Genomic DNA, 16,294 nt, shown 5'->3' with positions numbered 1-16,294 from the left:
CGGCCGTCAGTGCGTGAAGGTGAACCAGTTGACGTTGACGAAGTCGGAGGTGCTGCCGGCGAAGACCAGGTAGAGGTCGTGCACTCCGGTGGCCGACGCGGTGATGTTGGCGGGCACGCTCTGCCAGTTCTGCCAGCCGCCGTTGTTCCCGAAGTCGATCTCGGCGATCTTCGGACCCGAGGTGCTGTCCAGGCGCACCTGGATCGCCCCGCTGACACCGCTCGCGGCGCCCGAGGCCAGGCGGGCGACGAACTGCCCGGGCGAGGCCGGCCCGAAGTCGACTCCGCTGTACTTCAGCCAGTCGCCGTTGGAGAGGTAGCCCACGTCCTGGCCGCCCCCGGAGTCCGTGCAGCTCTCCGTCTGGCTGCCGCTCTGCGCGCTGAACGCCTCGGCCTGGATGGTGCCGTAGGCGCCGGTCCCGCCACCGCCGGGCGGTGGCGTGGTGCCGGTGCCCGTACCGGCCCCCGCGCCCAGCGAGATGGTCCACGAGGTCGGGGCGCCGTCCTGGAGGTGTCCGTCCACGGGGGCGGCGCCGGTGGGGCCGACGTCGTCGTACGGGAAGGCGTATCCGATGGTGGCGTACTGGTGGACGAGCCGGGCGTAGTGGTTGGTCGTCGCGCCCTGGTAGTACTGCGAGGGTGTGACGCCGTTCGGCTGGGAGGAGCCGCCGCTGACCAGGAGCGAGCTGCGGTTGAGCGCGGCGGCCAGCCGTGCCGCGACCGCTCCGCGCGCGTCACCGCCGGAGTTGTAGAGCGGTCCGCTCGCGCAGCCGAAGATGTCGACCGCGCTGGGCTTGGTGAACGGGACGCCGTTGGTGTTGAGGCCGGCGAAGGTCAGCACGCCGCCGGAGACCGTGCCGGAGTAGGAACCGATACTGCCCTGCCCGTCGACCGTCAGCGTGTGGGTCTGGTAGTAGCTCCAGACCTGGTCCAGGTAGGAGTTCCAGTAGGAGCCGAAGTCGGTCGGCGAGTGGGCGGGCGCCAGGATCCGCAGTGCGGCCCCTGAGGAGTCGGTGGCCACCAGCTGGTCCCAGGGGGCGCCGTCGGCGGTGTGCTGCGCCCTGAGGCCCGAGGCGATGGAGCCGAGTGCCCCGTTCGGCAGCGGGCTCACCGACTGCGCGCCGGCGCTGCCGGTGGAGGCCATGGACACCGGCAGGGCGACCATGTCGACGTAGCTGATGTTCGCGTACAGGTTGGCGCTGTTGTACGTGAACTCGCAGAAGGTCCAGTTGGTCAGCCAGTTGGGGTCGGAACTGGTGAACCCGGGCTGGACCAGGCCCGGTACGCCGCCGCTGCCGCCGGGCGGGTTCACGAAGAACTGGATCTTCTTGCCGACGGAGAACCAGACCCGCCCGCCGATGACGTAGTCCTGGAGGGTGAAGGTGGTGGGCGCGGAGCCGGAGGCGCCGAGCGGGATCGCGTAGTCGGCGGTCGGGGTGAGGACCGACGAGGGGCTGGGCAGCCGCTGGAAGTGCCCGTCGGTGCGGACGAATCCGGGCCAGCCGGAGCTGTCGGAGCCGCTGATGTACGCGTAGACCGTGCCGCTGCCGGAGTTGTTCTGCAGGGAGATGGGGAGTGAGGCGGTCGCGGCCGACGCCCGGGAGGTGAGGGCGGGGGACCACAGCGGCGAGGTGCCCGCGGCGGTCAGGCCGGCGGTGGCGGCCGCGGCGATGAAGGTACGTCTGGAAACCATGTACTCCTCCTGAGGAGGCGAGGGGCGGTGCGGTGACAGTGGTGCGCCGCGCCGTCCCGGGGTGGGGGGAACATGACCGGGGAACGGTCGCCGTTCCAGGGGGTGTCCGGCTCGGTGAGCCGCACCTCACCCGGCGTTCCGGCGGCCAGGGGGAACCACGGGCCGCCCGGTCGGCCCGGTGTTGAGATCTGATCGCTAGTGATTGAACCCGTGGACATGCCAGGCCGTCAAGGGATGAGAGAGCGCTCTCAGGCTGAATTGAGGCGGCGGGCGGAAGGCGGGGCGGGCGGCGGGACGTCCGGCCTTCGGCACGGGGCGCCGGCGCTCTCCATGCCGTCCGCCGTCCGCCGGGTGCCGGGCCACCGGTCCCGCGTGTCCGCGACGGGACTGCGGCGACCGCAGCAGGACGAGGCCGCCGGGCACCGGTCGTTCCCGGCGCCGACACCGGGACGGTTACGATCCGGGCATGCTGCGGATCGGATTGATAGGCGCTGGACGCATGGGAGCCCCCATAGGCGCGAACCTCGCCCGTGCCGGCCACCGGGTGACCGTCTTCGACCGCCGCCCCGCGTGCGAGGCGGCCGTCCGGGCGGCGGGAGCCGAGTGGCGGGATTCCGCTCCCGGGGCCGCCGCGGACGCGGACGTACTCCTCACGGTCCTGCCCGGTCCGCGGGAGGTCGAGGCCGTGATGACCGACGCCGTCTTCGGCGCGCTCGCGCCGGAGGCGACCTGGATCGATCTGAGCAGCAACACCCCTGCCGCGGCGGCACCGGTCCGGCAGCGGGCCGGACAGCACGGGATCGGGGTCCTGGAAGCCCCCATCGGCGGCGGCCCGGCGGACGCGGCCGCGGGCGGGCTGCGACTGTTCGCCGGGGGCGACGCCGCGCTGCTTGACCGCCACCGCGGGCTGCTGTCGGCCGTCGCCGACCGGATCACCCACGTCGGAGGGCACGGCGCGGGCTACACCGCCAAACTGCTGGTCAATCTCCTCTGGTTCGGCCAGGCCGCGGCCACCGCGGAGGCGCTGCTGCTCGGCGTCAGGGCCGGTATCGATCTCGGGGTCCTCACCGAGACCCTGGCCGACAGTCCCGCGTCGAGCCGGTTCATCCGCCGTGACCTCCCCTCGCTGTTCGCCGGTGACTATCTCGCCTCCTTCGGCCTCGACCACATCCACGACCAGCTCAGCGCGGTCGGCGCGATGGCCGACGACCTCGGCACCCCGCACTCCGTGGCCGACGCGGTCCGTCTCCTGCACCACCAGGCCCTGTCCCGCTTCGGCCCGGCCGACGGCGAACTCCTGGCCGTGGCCCTCCTTGAGGAGCAGGCAGGCATCACCCTGCGCACCTGAGCCACCAGCACACCCGCCGCCCGTGCGGGAACCGTTGGTGCCCCGGTCAGCCCGACGCCGACTCGATGTACTCGAAGACGGAGCCGTCGGGATGGCCGGCGATCAGGCGGTTCCCGTTGGGCCCCGGGCAGGGGCCGTCGATGATCCGGCCGCCGGCACGTTCGAGGGCGGCGAGGACGGGAGCGAGTTCCCGGACGACAACGGTCGCGACTCTGTCCCGATACGCCGCGGTGTTGCCGCTGAGCAGGAGGAACGGTCCGACCCTGGCGAGGCGCACATCGCGGAACGCGAAGCGGTCGGCCTGCTTCACCCCGGCCAGCTCCTGGTACAGGGGGATCGCGGCTTCGAGATCTTCCACGAAGACGCGGGCGACGACTGCGGTGATGTTGGACATGCTCAGCGCAACAGCGGGCCGCCAGCGGGTGTGCCGGCGGCCCGTGTGGTGGCCTCCTCATGCGTCTCGCGCGGCGGTCCGCGGACGGACCGGCCGCTACAGGCCGCGCAGCCCGGTGAGCACCCTCTCCAGCAAGGTGACGTCGGGCCGGCCGCCGGAGTGGCCCGGCTGCTGGACGTTGACGAAACCGCCCTCGGCCAGGTCCCCCACTAAGACGCGGGTGACACCGAGCGGCATGTTCAGCAGGGCGGAGATCTCGGCCACCGACTTCAGCTCCATGCACAGGCGGCAGATCGCGCGCTGCTCGGGGAAGAGCCGCACTCCGTTCTCCCAGGCCCGCATGGTCGTGCTGACCAGCGCTTCGAGCGCGAAGTCGGAGCGGGCCGCGGTACGTCCGCCGGTGACCGCGTACGGACGTACAAAGGGCGACGAACTGCGCCTGTGGTGGTCTCCACTCACGGAATGCACATCCTTTCGCGTGTGATCCGGACAGCCCTTGGCGCCGGGTGGGTTCAGCCGGCGAGCGCGTTCTGGAGCTCGGCGCGCACGGCAGGGGTGAGTACGTCGCCGGTCCGCTCGACCAGCAACGTCATCTCGTAACCGACGACTTTCATATCGCAGGTAGGCGCGGCGAGCACCGCCAGGACGGAACCGTCGCTGATCGATGTCAGGAAGAGAAACCCGTTCAGCATGTCCACCACGGTCTGGGTCACCGTCCCGGCTTCGAACAAGGTGGCCGCCCCCTGCGTCAGGCTCGCCAGGCCCGACGCCATCGCCGCGAGCTGGTCGCCCCGGTCCTTGGGCAGGGCGGCCGAGGCGAGGAGCTGGACACCGTCGGAGGAGACGACCACCGCGTGAGCCACTCCCGGTACCTGCTTCACGAAGTTGGCGATGAGCCAGTTCAGATTCTGCGCTGCGTTGCTCAGATCGCTCACGGCTTCTCCCTATGCTGCTGACGACGCCGTCCGAGGGCGCTCCGGGTCCGGGGGGACGACGGTCCGCTCATCGGCCATCCGATCCACCCCGTAACGGACCATGCCCGTCACGCTCGGTCCCGTCTTTTCCTTGCCTGACGCCCTGGTGAAAATTCGACAGCCGGTCCCGCATCGCCTGCGCCGGGCGCGGCGCCGTCGGTGCTCCGTTCGGCTGCGCCGTCCCGCTCTGCGGCGGCGCACCGGGGACGAGGCGGCCGAACGGCACGCGTTGCGGCAGCCCCTGGGACGGACCGCCGGCCGCCGGCTCGGCCGCGGCGGCCCGCCGGCCGTCGTCGGACCGGGCCCACGACGTGGACGGTGCGGACGGTGCGGACGGTGCGGAAGGGGCCTGGTAGCCGGGCCCGGCCTGCCCCGGCAGCGGCTGGGCGCCGGAGTGCCGCCCGCCGTGCTCCGGCTGTCCGCGGTCGGCGGGATCCGACCACTGCGACCTCGTCGACTCGAAGATCGGTAACCGGTCCGACCCGCGCTCGTCCTGCTCAGGACCGGGGTAGGCGTGCCTGACGGATCCTGAGGTGCCCTCGGGAAGCGGCACCGCACCGTTCGCGCCCGCGGGCTCGGGGTGTTCCTCGAGCTGCTGGTCGACGAACCAGGAGAACTCGTCGCCCGGGGCGCCGGGTTCCGGCTCGTCCTTGAACCAGGGGAAGTCGTTGCCGGGCGGGGCGGTGTGGCGTCCGGCCGGGCTGCCGTCGAACCGCCGGTCACCCCCCGCGGCCACCGCGGGGGCCCCTGCGGCGGCGCCGTAGGAACTGTCGAACCGCGGTTCGCCGACCGGCTGCGCCGGGATTCCGGCGCTGAGGGCCCCCTGGTCGTAGGCGTCAGGACCTGGCCGCATGGCCGTCCGGTCGAAGGCCTCCGCGGCACTGTCGATGTCGCTCACCGGCACCAGCAGGGACGGCGGAATCCGTACCAGGGCGTTGAGGCCGACCGCCGCCGAGCTGGTCAGCCGCACCTGGATGCGGTACTTGGCCGCCAGCCTGCCGACGACGAACAGTCCCATACGGCGGGAGATCGCGACGTCGACGACCGGCGGTTCGGCGAGCCGGCGGTTGATCCGGTCGAGCTCCTCGGGCCGGATGCCGATACCGGCGTCCGCGATGTCCAGGACGATGTCCCCGGCCGCGAGCATCCTGGCGCCGATCAGCACCCGGGTCTCCGGGCCGGAGAACGCGGTGGCGTTCTCGATGAGTTCGGCCACGAGGTGGACGACGTCCGTGGCGGCATGGCCGGCCACCGCCACCTCGGGCATCTCGTACAGCACGACGCGCTCGTACTGTTCGACCTCGGCGGTGGCGGCACGGACCAGGTCGAGCAGCGACACCGGCTGGTTCCAGCGGCGTCCCTGCTCCTCGCCGGCCAGCACCAGGAGGTTCTCGTTGTTGCGGCGCATGCGCGTCGCGAGGTGGTCGAGCTGGAAGAGACTGGCGAGCTGACTCGGGTTCTGCTCGCTGTTCTCCAGGTCGTCGATCAGCTGCAGCTGGCGCAGTACGAGGCTCTCACTGCGCCGCGACAGGTTGGTGAAGATCGCGTTGACGTTGCTGCGCATCCGCGCCTGCTCGGTGGCGAGCCGGACCGCTTCGAAGTGCACCCGGTCGAAGGCGCGCGCCACCTGGCCGACCTCGTCCTGTGTCTGCAGCTCGATCGGCTGGACGTGCGTGGCCTCGTCCGTGGGCTCCTCGTCGCGGAGCCGGCGGACGATCTCCGGCAGCCGGTTGTCCGCGATGTCCAGGGCGGAGCCGCGCAGTTGGCGCAGCGGCCGGACGATGGACCTGGCGAGGACCATGGCACCGAGGAAGGACAGCACGACCACCGCGACGATGATGCCGAGGTTCTCGTACAACTGCGTGCGCCCGGCGGACACCAGGTGCGAGGCGCGCTGGGACATGTCCTGGACGACGCGCTGCTTGACGGTCTGGACCGCCTTGAGCTTGTCCGTGAGCTGATCGAAGGCGGTGGTCGCGCTCACCCGCAGGCTGCTGAGCGGGATGCCCTCCTGCGCCGCGGCGGAGACCGCCTGGACGGTGCCGTCGGCCGCGCCGACCGCGTCGCCGCTGACCGTCGACTGGTAGAGGTTGAGGATCGACGTCGGGGCGTTGTTGGCAAGGGTGTTGTTGGCGGTCGTGAACTGCGCCTGTGCCTGTTCGATGCCTTCCTTCTGCTCCAGCGTGAAGTCCCCGCGGTTCAGCACGTCGACGAGGTAGCCGCGTTCGCTCGACGTCTGCTCCTCGATCTGCTCGACAGAGGCCAGGGTGCTGACCAGGCTGCCGAGGGTGTGATCGGAACTGACCGCGGCGAGCTGGTCGCTGAAGTCCAGCAGGCCGTCGATGATCGTGGTGTACGCGCTGAAGGTCGGGGTGCCGACGCCGAGCCGCTGTACGGCGGCGCGCAGCGGCCCGATGTCGCCGAGCCGGGCCTGCGCGCGCAAGCCGAGCTGCTGGGTCGCGTACGGCAGGGCGTTGACACTGTCCCGGTACTGGCGCAGGCTGTCGCCGAATGCCCCGATGTCCGCGGTGGTGGTCCGCTGGGCCGCCACCAGCCGCGGGTCCTTGGCGGTGCCGGATCCGGCGAGGGCGACCTCGGTGAGGTCACGCTCGTCGTCAAGTGCGCTGACCAGACTGGAGATTCGCTGGGCGACCAGCGTCTGGCCGTGAATGTGGCCCTCGGACTGGAGATTGCCGACTTCCGACACCACCCGTACGCCGATGAGCGGGATGATCGCGACCAGCGGGACCAGAACAAGGAGCAGCATGCGGCTGCGCAGCCGCCAGTCGCTCAAGTGACGCTTAACGTGCGGCCGTCCAAGATTTCTTATGCGGGCGTTCCATCCCCGAGCCGGGACAGCACCAGATCTCCGCGCGCCCGTCACGATATGGCCAGGCTGCGACGTATCAAGCGGTCCCCGCTCGTCAACGGATAACCGGCTCCGCGAGACCGCTGGTCTTCCATTCACCAACCCTTAACCCTCATAACGTCGTTGCCGGAAGGCCGACGCCTGGTCATTCCGGTGCATCACAACGAGCACTCGAATCCATCACGTACCGAGTCATGGGCACTGCGCTTCCGCGCCCTCGTCGTGGACCGCATTCCAGCACACGCATGCCACGGGAGCAAAGGGGGCCGCTACTGACTTAGCGCAGTCAGCCGTTCTGCCACACCGCGCGTTGGCGTTCTTCCGCCGAAACCGGCCCCTGGACATCCGAATGGATCGGGGATACCAGGTGCCCTACCACATGGTAAGTGCAGAGCAGCGCGTAGATTTCCTGCTGGACGAGTTCGGGGCTTTTCGACCGTAATACCACCCGCGGTCCGGCGATCTGCCCGATGAACTGGCGGACGCCGGTCCTGCACTCCTGCGCCCGTTCGTAGCGGGCCATGATCTCGTCCGCCGTCACCGCGTCGTCGTCGAGGAACGACGTGACCAGCCATGATCCCTGCGCGTCCGGTTCGCCCGGCAGGCCCTTGCGCAGGGCGGGCGCACCGTAGGGCACCACCCGGACGGTGCTCTCGCGCTCCGGGCCGCCTGCCGGGCCTGCCGCCACCAGCTTCGACAGGTACGAGCCGTCGGGCAGCACCCGCACCGCCGGCAGCGGGAAGCGCAGGTGTCCGCCGACCCGCCAGAGCTGGTGGGCGCCGCGCTCGGTCAGTGCGTTCCACAGCGCCGGCGTCATCGATTCCTCGTCGCCCACCACCAGGGTCCCCGCGCCGAGCAGATCGGGCGGCCACTCGGCGAGCAGGCTCTCCGCCCCCTGCTCCCTGCCGGGAGTGATGGCCGCGGCCGCGACCACGCGGGGCCGGCAGTCGGTGAGCAGGGCCAGCCAGACGTCCAGGCTGTGGCCTTTGCGCTGGGGTGCCCCGAACGCCACCCGGTTCGCGGGGGTGTCGGGCGCCTCCATGACCAGGCTCTCGAAGGCGAACACCCGCCGGGTGTCCGACGCGGGGCCTGCCGCCCGGCCGGCCTCGGCCGCGTCGTGCTCCGCCGACGCGGCCACATGACCGCAGAGCGCCTTGAGGGGTTCGACGCCCAGGCGCTTGCGGGCCCGGGCGATGGCCGCGGCACTGGCCAGGTCGCCGACGCTGCCGACGCTCTGGAACATCTCGGGCAGTCCGCTGGTCACCTTGGCCAGGATCTCCTCGTAGGAGGAGGCGCCGAACAGCCACATGGCGAGGGCGAAGTACATCATGAGCCGCGCCGGAAGCAGCCGCCTGCGGCGCTCTCTCCGCTCGGTCTTGTCCACCAGCTGGTCCATCAGCTCGGGCCGGAACTCCTGCACGAGCATGCGCAGAGCGAGGCGATCAGGGAGGTGACTTTGAGCTGGTATGCCGGTATACGGGATTTCCATCGCTGCAAATTACCGCACCGAACACACTGCGTCTAACCCTCGTAGACGATCCGTGGAACCGCGCCCTTTGCGAGATTTCTCCAGACAACGCACACACTCCGGCCACACGCTCTCCCCCCACGACATGCTAAAGCTGGAGGTCAACGAGACGCGGCGGATGAACCACCCGCCGTGACCGTCATATCGGATACCTGACACCGCTATCCGTTCACCTCGTCAGGCACCGGGTCCCGTGCGCCCGGTGCTTAAGTCAGTAGACCCGTGTTCGACGAGGTTGTTGTCGTGCGCCGAGTTCTGGCAGCCTCCATCGCGTGACAAGCGAATCCCAGCGTGGACACATCAATGGGTCGGTCACATCACCGCAGTCGGCGACACCGCCGCCTATCGTGATGCGCGATGTGACCAAATGCTTCAATACACCTCAAGGCGGCAATCACGATGTCCTGCGGGACATCAATTTCTCGGTCCAGTCCGGGGAGTTCACCGCGGTCGTCGGTCCGACCGGCTGCGGGAAGTCGACCACGCTCTCGTTGATCAGCGGGATGGAACGGCCCGACACCGGCGAGGTCCTCATCGACGGCGTGCCGGTGGAAGGCATCGGGGAGAACGTCGGCTTCGTCTTCCAGACGGACGCGGTGTTTCCCTGGAAGACCGTGCTCGGCAACGTCGCGGCCGGTCCGCGCTTCCGTGGCGCGTCGCGCAAGGAGGCACACGCCGAGGCCGCCGACTGGATCCGCCGGGTCGGTCTGGCCGGCTTCGAGAAGTACCACCCGCACCAGCTCTCCGGTGGCATGCGCAAGCGGGTCGCGCTCGCCCAGACGATGATCAACCGGCCGCGGGTGCTCCTGATGGACGAGCCGTTCTCCGGTCTGGACGTGCAGACCCGGCAGATCATGTCCGACGAGCTTCTCTCCCTGTGGGAGCTGACCCGGCCTTCGGTCGTGTTCGTCACCCATGACCTGGAGGAGGCTATCTCGCTCGCCGACAAGGTTGTCGTGATGACCGCGGGGCCGGCCACCGTCAAGGAGGAGTTCGCGATCGATCTCCCCCGGCCCCGGAATCCGCGCGAGATCCGGCACACTCCCGAATTCGTCAAACTCCACGAGCGGATCTGGGAGTCCCTGCGCGACGAGGTGCAGGTCGCCTACCACCGCACCGTGACCGCGGCCTGACCCCGGCACACAACGCCAGGGGCTCCGCGCGGCCCTGGCAGATCCCACCCTCCCGCCCGGAAGAGGCATGAGCGCATGAACGTGCACGGCCCCCGATCGAGTACCGGTACGGCGGACGCGAGTACCGACGTCTCTGATCCGGTACGCACTTCCCCGACGCCGCCGGAGCGCCCGGCGCCCTCGGCCCAGGCAGCACAGGCCCGCAGGCTGCGGCTCCGGCGTCGCGTACTGGTCAATCTCACCAGGATCATCGTCCTTGCCGTGTTCATCGGTCTGTGGCAGGTACTCGCCTCGACCGGGGCCATCGACAAGTTCTACTCCGGCGAACCGTCCGGCGTCTGCTCGAAGTTGTGGTCCTGGATGCAGCACGGCACCTCCCAGGGTTCGCTGGCGGACCAGGTGTGGGTGACCCTCCAGGAAACGCTGATGGGCTTCGGGATCGGGGTGATCCTCGGCGTCATCTTCGGTGTCCTGCTCGGCCGGCTGCGCTTCCTGGCGGACGTCTTCGCCCCCTACATCAAGACGCTGAACTCCATACCGCGCATCCTGCTCGGCTCGGTGTTCGCCATCTGGTTCGGCCTGGGCATCAGCTCCAAGGTCACGCTGGCTGCGGTACTGGTCTTCTTCGGCGTGTTCTTCAACGCGTTCCAGGGCGCCCGCGAAGTGGACCGCAACCTCCTCGCCAACGCCCGCATCCTCGGCGCCGGCAACACCAAGGTGACCCTGCAGGTGGTCGTCCCGTCCGCACTCAGCTGGATCACGACCAGCCTGCACGTCGCCTTCGGTTTCGCCGTCACCGGCGCGATCGTCGGTGAACTGCTCGGCGCACAGCAGGGCCTCGGACTGCTCATCTTCCAGGCCCAGGCCAACTTCGACCCCAACGGTGTCTACGCGGGCCTGGTCATCACCGCCGCGTTCGCGCTGGCCGCCGAGGGGCTGATCACGCTCCTGGAGCGGCGCCTGCTGCGGTGGCAGCCGCGCCCGCAGAGGTCCGGCACCGGGGCCTGATCCCCGTGCACGCACACCACGCACACCAAAACCCTCCAACGACACGCGGAGCACGGCGAGGCCGAAGACGGCCGGCGGCGCGCCCGCTCCTGAGAAGAAGGCATGGCTCATGCGGAACAAGAAGATCGTTCTCATCACCGCGTCGGCGTTCCTGGCCACCGGACTGACGGCCTGCTCGGACGGCAAGTCGGTCAGCGACGCGGCGAGTGCCGGTTCCCTGCCGACGGTCACCATCGCACTGTCCAACCAGGCGAACCAGAGTTATCTGCCGCTGATCCTGGCGGACCGGATGGGCTTCTTCAAGAAGCAGGGACTGAACGTCAAGATCGACAACCTGCAGGGGACGCCCCAGGTCTCCAACGCCCTGCTCGCCGGCCAGGTCCAGGGCATGATCGGCTTCTTCGACCACAACCTCGACCTGCAGGCCAAGGGCAAGGACACCCAGGCGGTCGTCCAGCTGCTGCAGGCGCCCGGCATGGTCGAGATGACCCGCACGAACGAGCCTGAGCTCAAGTCGCCCGCCGATCTGGAGAACAAGACCGTCGGTGTGACCTCGCTGGGGTCGGCCAGCTCCAACATCGGGTCGTACCTGGCGGTCCACAACAACATCCCGCTGTCCAAGACTCACCTGGTGGCCGTTGCCGCCGGAGCCACCTTCGTCGCGGCCTTCCAGCACAACCGGATAGACGCCGGTGTCACGACCGAGCCGACCATCTCCACCATGCTCGCCAAGCACCTCGGGACGATCGTCGCCGACATGCGTACCGCGGCCGGCACCAAGGCCGCGCTCGGCGGGCCCTACCCGGGAACCGCGCTGACCGTCCAGACCTCGTGGGCGAACAGCCACAAGGAGACCGTGCAGAAGATGGTCAACGGGATCTACACGGCGCTCCAGTGGATCGTGTCGCACTCCGCCGCGCAGATCACCGCCGAGGTCCCGGCCGACTTCTACTCCGGCAGCGGCAAGGCGCAGTACACCCAGGCGCTGGCGAACGAGATGGGCATGTACAACCCGACCGGCCAGATGCCGACCGATGCGCCGCAGACCGTCCTGCGGGTGCTGACGGCCATCGACCCGGCCATCAAGGGTCACAAGATCGACCTGTCGAAGACGTACACCGACGAGTACGTCCAGCACGCGGCGCAGGAGGCCGCCTCCTCCTGACCGGCGGTGCGGTGTGAAGGGGTGCCCGGGTTGCCCGGGCACCCCTTCTTGTCGTGGTCGGGCAAGGGCCGGCCGCCGGCCGGTCGTCAGCCGCCGGCCGGCTGCCTCCCGGTCGTGAGTCCGGGAAAAAAATGATTGCTGATGCTCGTTACGTTCACTTTTCAAGCTCTTGCGCGCATCAACCGGACTGGCTAGCCTCACAGCGCAGCTACCGCACCATCACGCAGGCACCCGCAGCAAGCACCGCGTAGGAGGAGCACCATGGCTGATCCGACAGCGATGCCCCGAAGGCGCTTCCTCGTCGCCGGCGGAGCGGCCGGCGTCTCCGCCGCCCTGCTGACGACCGGACAGGCCGGTGCCTGGAGCGGGACCGGCGGCGGTCCCCCGGCGCACACGCGCTTCCAGGACACCGGAAACACCGTCACGCTGACCGTGTCGCCCACCGCGACCAGCCCCGGGTACACGGTGGCCGTCAGCAAGGCACCCTTCCTGATCACCACGCGGCGGGACGGCCGGACCGTGCTGCAGACCACGGCCGGGGCGGACGATGCCTCCGGCCCCGCGGTCTTCCGCACCGCCTCGGGGTCCTCGGCCGCGGCCACCTCGGTACTCCGTGCCACGTGGCACGACGGCGTGCTCGACCTGACGCTGGCGACGACCCTGCCCGGCAGCACCGTGGCCTTCCGGATCACCCCGGCCGCCGGCCGTTACCGGCAGACCTGGTCGGTTCAGGGCCCGACGGCGGCGGCACAGGTGACGGGCAACTATCTGGTCGCCTCGGCCGGCCACTGGTACGGCCAGGGCGAAGCGGTGACCGCGAGCGGCGGCCCGTACGAGGAACAGCCCTGGCCACTGGACTCCGGCACGGTCCGGGACACCACGATGGCGCCCGCCGAGTACCTGATCACCGAGCCGTTCTGGTTCACCGAGCGGGGCACCGGGCTGTGGGTCGACACCGAAGACGTCATGGATGTGTCGATGAACGATGTGCGGCAGGGTGTCTTCGGCTGCACCCTCACCCAGAGCTCCGCCATGGACTCCACCGTCTTCGTCGAACGCACCGCGAGGGACGTCTACGAGGACTACATCGCGATCACCGGCACGCCGGCCGCCAGCGACGCGACCGGCACCCAGTACGCCGAGCCGCTGTGGAACTCGTGGGCGCAGTTCTACACCGACGTCTCGCAGGACTCGCTGCTGGCCTGGGCGAAGGGCCTGCACGATGCCGGAGTGCCGGGCCACACCGTGCAGTTGGACGACGGCTGGATGAGCCACTACGGCGACTTCACCTTCAACAGCAAGTTCCCGGCGCCGAAGGCGATGTCCGACGAGATCCACGCGATGGGGTACGACTTCGGGATCTGGGTCACCTTGTGGATCAACACCGACGCGGACAACTTCGCCCATGCCGCCGAGCACGGGTACCTCCTGCGCTCGCAGACCGACCCCGGCCAACCGGGCCTGGTCACCTGGTGGAACGGCACCGCCGGCATCGTCGACCTGGCCAACCCCGACGCCCGCGCCTGGTACGTCGGGAATCTGCGGAGTGTGCAACAGACCTACGGGGTCGACGGATTCAAGTTCGACACCCGCTTCTTCGACGAGACCTGCGCACCGTACCCGGGCTACACCGCGCTCGACTACATCGCGCTCGGCGCGCAACTGTGCGACCAGTTCGATCTCCAGGGTGCCGGCGTGCGCATCCACTGGACCGGCTCCCAGAAGTACGGTTTCGTCACCCGGCAGGTCGACAAGGGAACCAGCTGGGGCTCGCTGCGGGCGGCCGTGGCGCAGAGCCTCGCGATCAGCACGGTCGGCTACCCGTTCGTCGAGACGGACATGATCGGCGGTTCGCTCAGCCAGACCCCGCCCGCCAAGGAGGTTCTGGTGCGGTGGGCGCAGGCGGCCTCGCTGATGCCGCTGATGTACTCCTCCACCTCACCGCTCGGAGTGTCCAACGCCGCCGGAAGCCGGCCGTACGACCAGGAGACGGTGGACCTGTACACCGCCGCCGTCACCACCCACCAGCGCCTGGCCCCCTACATCGGGGCGCAGGTCCGGCGGGCGGTGCGCACCGGGGAACCGATCATGAAGCCGCTCTTCTTCAACCACCCGGAGGACAGGGCCACTTACACCATCGACGACCAGTGGCTGCTGGGCGACTCACTGCTCGCCGCTCCGGTCCTCGGCGATCAGAAACGGCGGAACATCCACCTCCCGCCCGGCCGTTGGTTCGACGTCCGGCACAAGAGGACCATCCGCGGGCCGGCCGACCTGACGGGTTACGCGGCGGATCTCCACCAGGCCCCGGTGTTCGTCCTGCTCGGCACACCTGACTCCGGGCCGCTGATCAGCGCGCTGTCGCGCTGAGGACCGCGGGCGGACGGGCCGCCGGGCCTGCGGGCTCCGGCGGCCCGTCCGCCCGCGTCGTGCCCGGGCACCTACCGGAGGCAGTCGTAGACGGCCGCGACATACGCCGCGCTGCGCTCGGAACCGAGGATGCCGGGGGCCATCTTGTTCATCATGTAGGAGATGGTCATGCGCCGGTCGAGGTCCATGATGATCATCGAACCGCCCCAGCCGCCCCAGAAGCAGATCCGCCCGTCCGGTATCCACGGCAGGGTGTCCCTCCGGGGCAGGGCGTAGCCGATGCCCCAGCGCAGGGGCAGTCCGTTGACGAGGTCGGTGCCGTCCGCCTGCACGTCGAAGATGAGGTCGATCGTCTTCTGCCCGAGCAGGCGGATGCCGTCCACCTCGCCGCCGCGGGCCGGCACGGACAGGATGCGGGCCACCGAGCGGGCGTTGCCGTGGCCGTTGGCCGCGCCGAGGTCGGCGGCCCGCCAGGCGGCGGTGTTGGCCGTCTCCGCGGTGAGGGCAGGTCCGGTCAGGGTCTTGTAGGCGGGGCTGTCCTGTCCGGCTGCCTCCAGGTCGAACGGCATCGGCGGCGGCGGGACCACGTCGGCGATCCGGTTGGTGTCCTGCCCGTCCGCCCCGATCCGGAAGTCCGCGCCCAGCGGGCCGGCGATGTCCTCGGCGACGAACCGCTTCAACGATTTTCCGCTGACGCGGTGGACGAGTTCGCCGACCAGGTGCCCGTAGCTGAGCAGGTGGTAGCCCGACGCCGTGCCCGGTTGCCACCAGGGGGCCTGCGCGGCGAGCCGGGCGGCGGCCCGCCGGGTGTCGTAGAGGTCCTCGATCACCGCGGGCTGATCGAGGCCCGAGACACCGGAAGTGTGCGAGAGCAGGTGGCGCACCTCGATGTCCTGCTTGCCGTTGGCGGCGAACTCGGGCCAGTAGCGTGCGACCGGTGCGTAGACGTCCAGGTCACCGCGGTCCACCAGCATCAGGGCGGCGAGGCTGGTCACGGTCTTCGTCGTCGACCACACGTTGGTGATGGTGTGCTCGTCCCAGGGGACGGTTCTGGCGGTGTCCCGGAACCCGCCCCACAGGTCGAGCACGTGGTCGCCGTCGATGTCGACGACCAGCGAGGCTCCGAGTTCCTCGCCGGAGTCGAGGTTGCGCTGCAACGCGGCGCGCACCGCGTCGAAACGGGGTGCGGAGGTGCCGTTGAGATCGGTCACTGCTGTCTTCTCTCCCTGTGGCCGTGGTGCCGGGCGATGGCCAGTCTCAAACCCTCACACGTATGTGAGGGTCAAACTCCGCAGGTCAGCGCGGTCACCACCGCGGATGCCGTACGTTGGAGGGGTGCGGATCGGAGAACTGGCGGAGCGCACCGGCGCGTCCCGGCGCCTGCTGCGCTACTACGAGGAACAGCAGCTGATCGCGTCCGGCCGCTCACCCAACGGCTACCGCGAGTACGACGAGTCGGTCGTGGGGCGGGTGATGCAGGTCAGGGGGCTGCTCGACGCCGGGCTGCCCACCCGGGTCATCCAGCAGATCCTGCCGTGCCTGGACACGCCCCAGGACAGCATCCGCTTCTCGGGGGTGACGCCCGAGACGGTCGCCGTCCTGGAGGGCGAACTCAGCCGGATGTCCGAGCGCATCCGGTTCCTGACCCGTAACAGGAACGCGATCGCCGACTACCTCGACGCGCTGCGCTCCGCGCGCCAGGCCGGCGGCGGGTGATTCCGCCGGGTTTCCCCGGCGCGGGGCCGGGCCGTTCCCGTTCCCGTTCCCGTTCCTTGGGAAGCTCTTGGGGCGCCTGCCAGGCGTGGAGCGCCGA

At 69.8% G+C, this 16,294-nt stretch carries 13 protein-coding genes and 1 pseudogene; 7 read left to right on the top strand and 7 right to left on the bottom strand.

The window, feature by feature from the left end; all coding sequences use genetic code 11:
- Positions 1–6: 6 nt before the first annotated feature.
- A complete protein-coding gene (locus OG552_RS32595) occupies positions 7–1,692 on the bottom strand; it encodes a beta-1,3-glucanase family protein (RefSeq protein WP_329139126.1) in 1,686 nt (561 codons plus the stop codon).
- Positions 1,693–2,137: 445 nt separating this feature from the next.
- On the opposite strand from OG552_RS32595, the pseudogene OG552_RS32590 reads away from it, so the two are divergent.
- Both OG552_RS32590 and OG552_RS32585 read left to right on the top strand, forming a co-directional pair.
- Positions 2,138–2,626: pseudogene (locus tag OG552_RS32590) on the top strand (NAD(P)-dependent oxidoreductase); the annotation flags it as partial.
- Entirely contained in the window at positions 2,600–3,040 is a 441-nt protein-coding gene (locus OG552_RS32585) for an NAD-binding protein (RefSeq protein ID WP_329141319.1), read from the top strand. The pseudogene OG552_RS32590 and the gene OG552_RS32585, both read left to right, overlap by 27 nt.
- A gap of 46 nt (positions 3,041–3,086) precedes the next feature.
- Here OG552_RS32585 and OG552_RS32580 read toward each other — a convergent pair whose 3' ends face one another.
- The 5 genes from OG552_RS32580 to OG552_RS32560 all read right to left on the bottom strand — a co-directional run bounded on the left by OG552_RS32580 (position 3,087) and on the right by OG552_RS32560 (position 8,703).
- Positions 3,087–3,434, bottom strand: a complete 348-nt coding sequence (locus OG552_RS32580) for a VOC family protein (protein WP_329139124.1) — start codon at positions 3,432–3,434, stop codon at positions 3,087–3,089.
- Between the two features lie 96 nt (positions 3,435–3,530).
- Positions 3,531–3,950, bottom strand: a complete 420-nt coding sequence (locus OG552_RS32575; RefSeq protein WP_443071220.1) for a DUF742 domain-containing protein — start codon at positions 3,948–3,950, stop codon at positions 3,531–3,533.
- Positions 3,947–4,369: a roadblock/LC7 domain-containing protein gene (locus tag OG552_RS32570; RefSeq protein WP_329139120.1), complete on the bottom strand. Its 423-nt coding sequence runs from the start codon at positions 4,367–4,369 to the stop codon at positions 3,947–3,949. The genes OG552_RS32575 and OG552_RS32570 overlap by 4 nt, the downstream gene beginning before the upstream one ends.
- A gap of 67 nt (positions 4,370–4,436) precedes the next feature.
- Positions 4,437–7,202 (bottom strand): sensor histidine kinase, encoded by a 2,766-nt coding sequence (locus OG552_RS32565; protein ID WP_329139118.1) that lies wholly within the window; start codon positions 7,200–7,202, stop codon positions 4,437–4,439.
- Positions 7,203–7,563: 361 nt separating this feature from the next.
- Positions 7,564–8,703: a transposase domain-containing protein gene (locus tag OG552_RS32560; RefSeq protein ID WP_329139116.1), complete on the bottom strand. Its 1,140-nt coding sequence runs from the start codon at positions 8,701–8,703 to the stop codon at positions 7,564–7,566.
- Positions 8,704–9,155: 452 nt separating this feature from the next.
- On the opposite strand from OG552_RS32560, the gene OG552_RS32555 reads away from it, so the two are divergent.
- From OG552_RS32555 to OG552_RS32540, 4 genes are all read left to right on the top strand, one after another.
- Positions 9,156–9,938, top strand: coding sequence for an ABC transporter ATP-binding protein (locus OG552_RS32555; RefSeq protein ID WP_329139114.1), 783 nt, complete (start codon positions 9,156–9,158; stop codon positions 9,936–9,938).
- 75 nt (positions 9,939–10,013) lie between these two features.
- Positions 10,014–10,946, top strand: coding sequence for an ABC transporter permease (locus OG552_RS32550; RefSeq protein WP_329139112.1), 933 nt, complete (start codon positions 10,014–10,016; stop codon positions 10,944–10,946).
- Between the two features lie 109 nt (positions 10,947–11,055).
- Entirely contained in the window at positions 11,056–12,111 is a 1,056-nt protein-coding gene (locus tag OG552_RS32545) for an ABC transporter substrate-binding protein (protein ID WP_329139109.1), read from the top strand.
- A 261-nt stretch (positions 12,112–12,372) separates the two neighbouring features.
- Entirely contained in the window at positions 12,373–14,481 is a 2,109-nt protein-coding gene (locus OG552_RS32540; RefSeq protein WP_329139107.1) for a glycoside hydrolase family 31 protein, read from the top strand.
- A gap of 71 nt (positions 14,482–14,552) precedes the next feature.
- Here the strand turns inward: OG552_RS32540 and OG552_RS32535 are convergent, their stop codons facing one another.
- Entirely contained in the window at positions 14,553–15,692 is a 1,140-nt protein-coding gene (locus OG552_RS32535; RefSeq protein WP_329139105.1) for a serine hydrolase domain-containing protein, read from the bottom strand.
- A 124-nt stretch (positions 15,693–15,816) separates the two neighbouring features.
- Here OG552_RS32535 and OG552_RS32530 point away from each other — a divergent pair, with 124 nt between their 5' ends.
- A complete protein-coding gene (locus OG552_RS32530) occupies positions 15,817–16,197 on the top strand; it encodes a MerR family transcriptional regulator (RefSeq protein ID WP_329139103.1) in 381 nt (126 codons plus the stop codon).
- Positions 16,198–16,294 lie beyond the last annotated feature (97 nt).

The organism is Streptomyces sp. NBC_01476 (genome assembly GCF_036227265.1).
GTDB lineage: Bacteria > Actinomycetota > Actinomycetes > Streptomycetales > Streptomycetaceae > Actinacidiphila.
This window is presented reverse-complemented; position numbering and strand designations above follow the sequence as displayed.

Bases quoted from the DNA above. Each gene is read 5' to 3' on its own strand.
- OG552_RS32595 (WP_329139126.1), bottom strand. From the start codon at position 1,692: ATGGTTTCCAGACGTACCTTCATCGCCGCGGCCGCCACCGCCGGCCTG.
- OG552_RS32580 (WP_329139124.1), bottom strand. From the start codon at position 3,434: ATGTCCAACATCACCGCAGTCGTCGCCCGCGTCTTCGTGGAAGATCTC.
- OG552_RS32560 (WP_329139116.1), bottom strand. From the start codon at position 8,703: ATGCTCGTGCAGGAGTTCCGGCCCGAGCTGATGGACCAGCTGGTGGAC.
- OG552_RS32555 (WP_329139114.1), top strand. From the start codon at position 9,156: ATGCGCGATGTGACCAAATGCTTCAATACACCTCAAGGCGGCAATCAC.
- OG552_RS32550 (WP_329139112.1), top strand. From the start codon at position 10,014: ATGAACGTGCACGGCCCCCGATCGAGTACCGGTACGGCGGACGCGAGT.
- OG552_RS32545 (WP_329139109.1), top strand. From the start codon at position 11,056: ATGCGGAACAAGAAGATCGTTCTCATCACCGCGTCGGCGTTCCTGGCC.
- OG552_RS32540 (WP_329139107.1), top strand. From the start codon at position 12,373: ATGGCTGATCCGACAGCGATGCCCCGAAGGCGCTTCCTCGTCGCCGGC.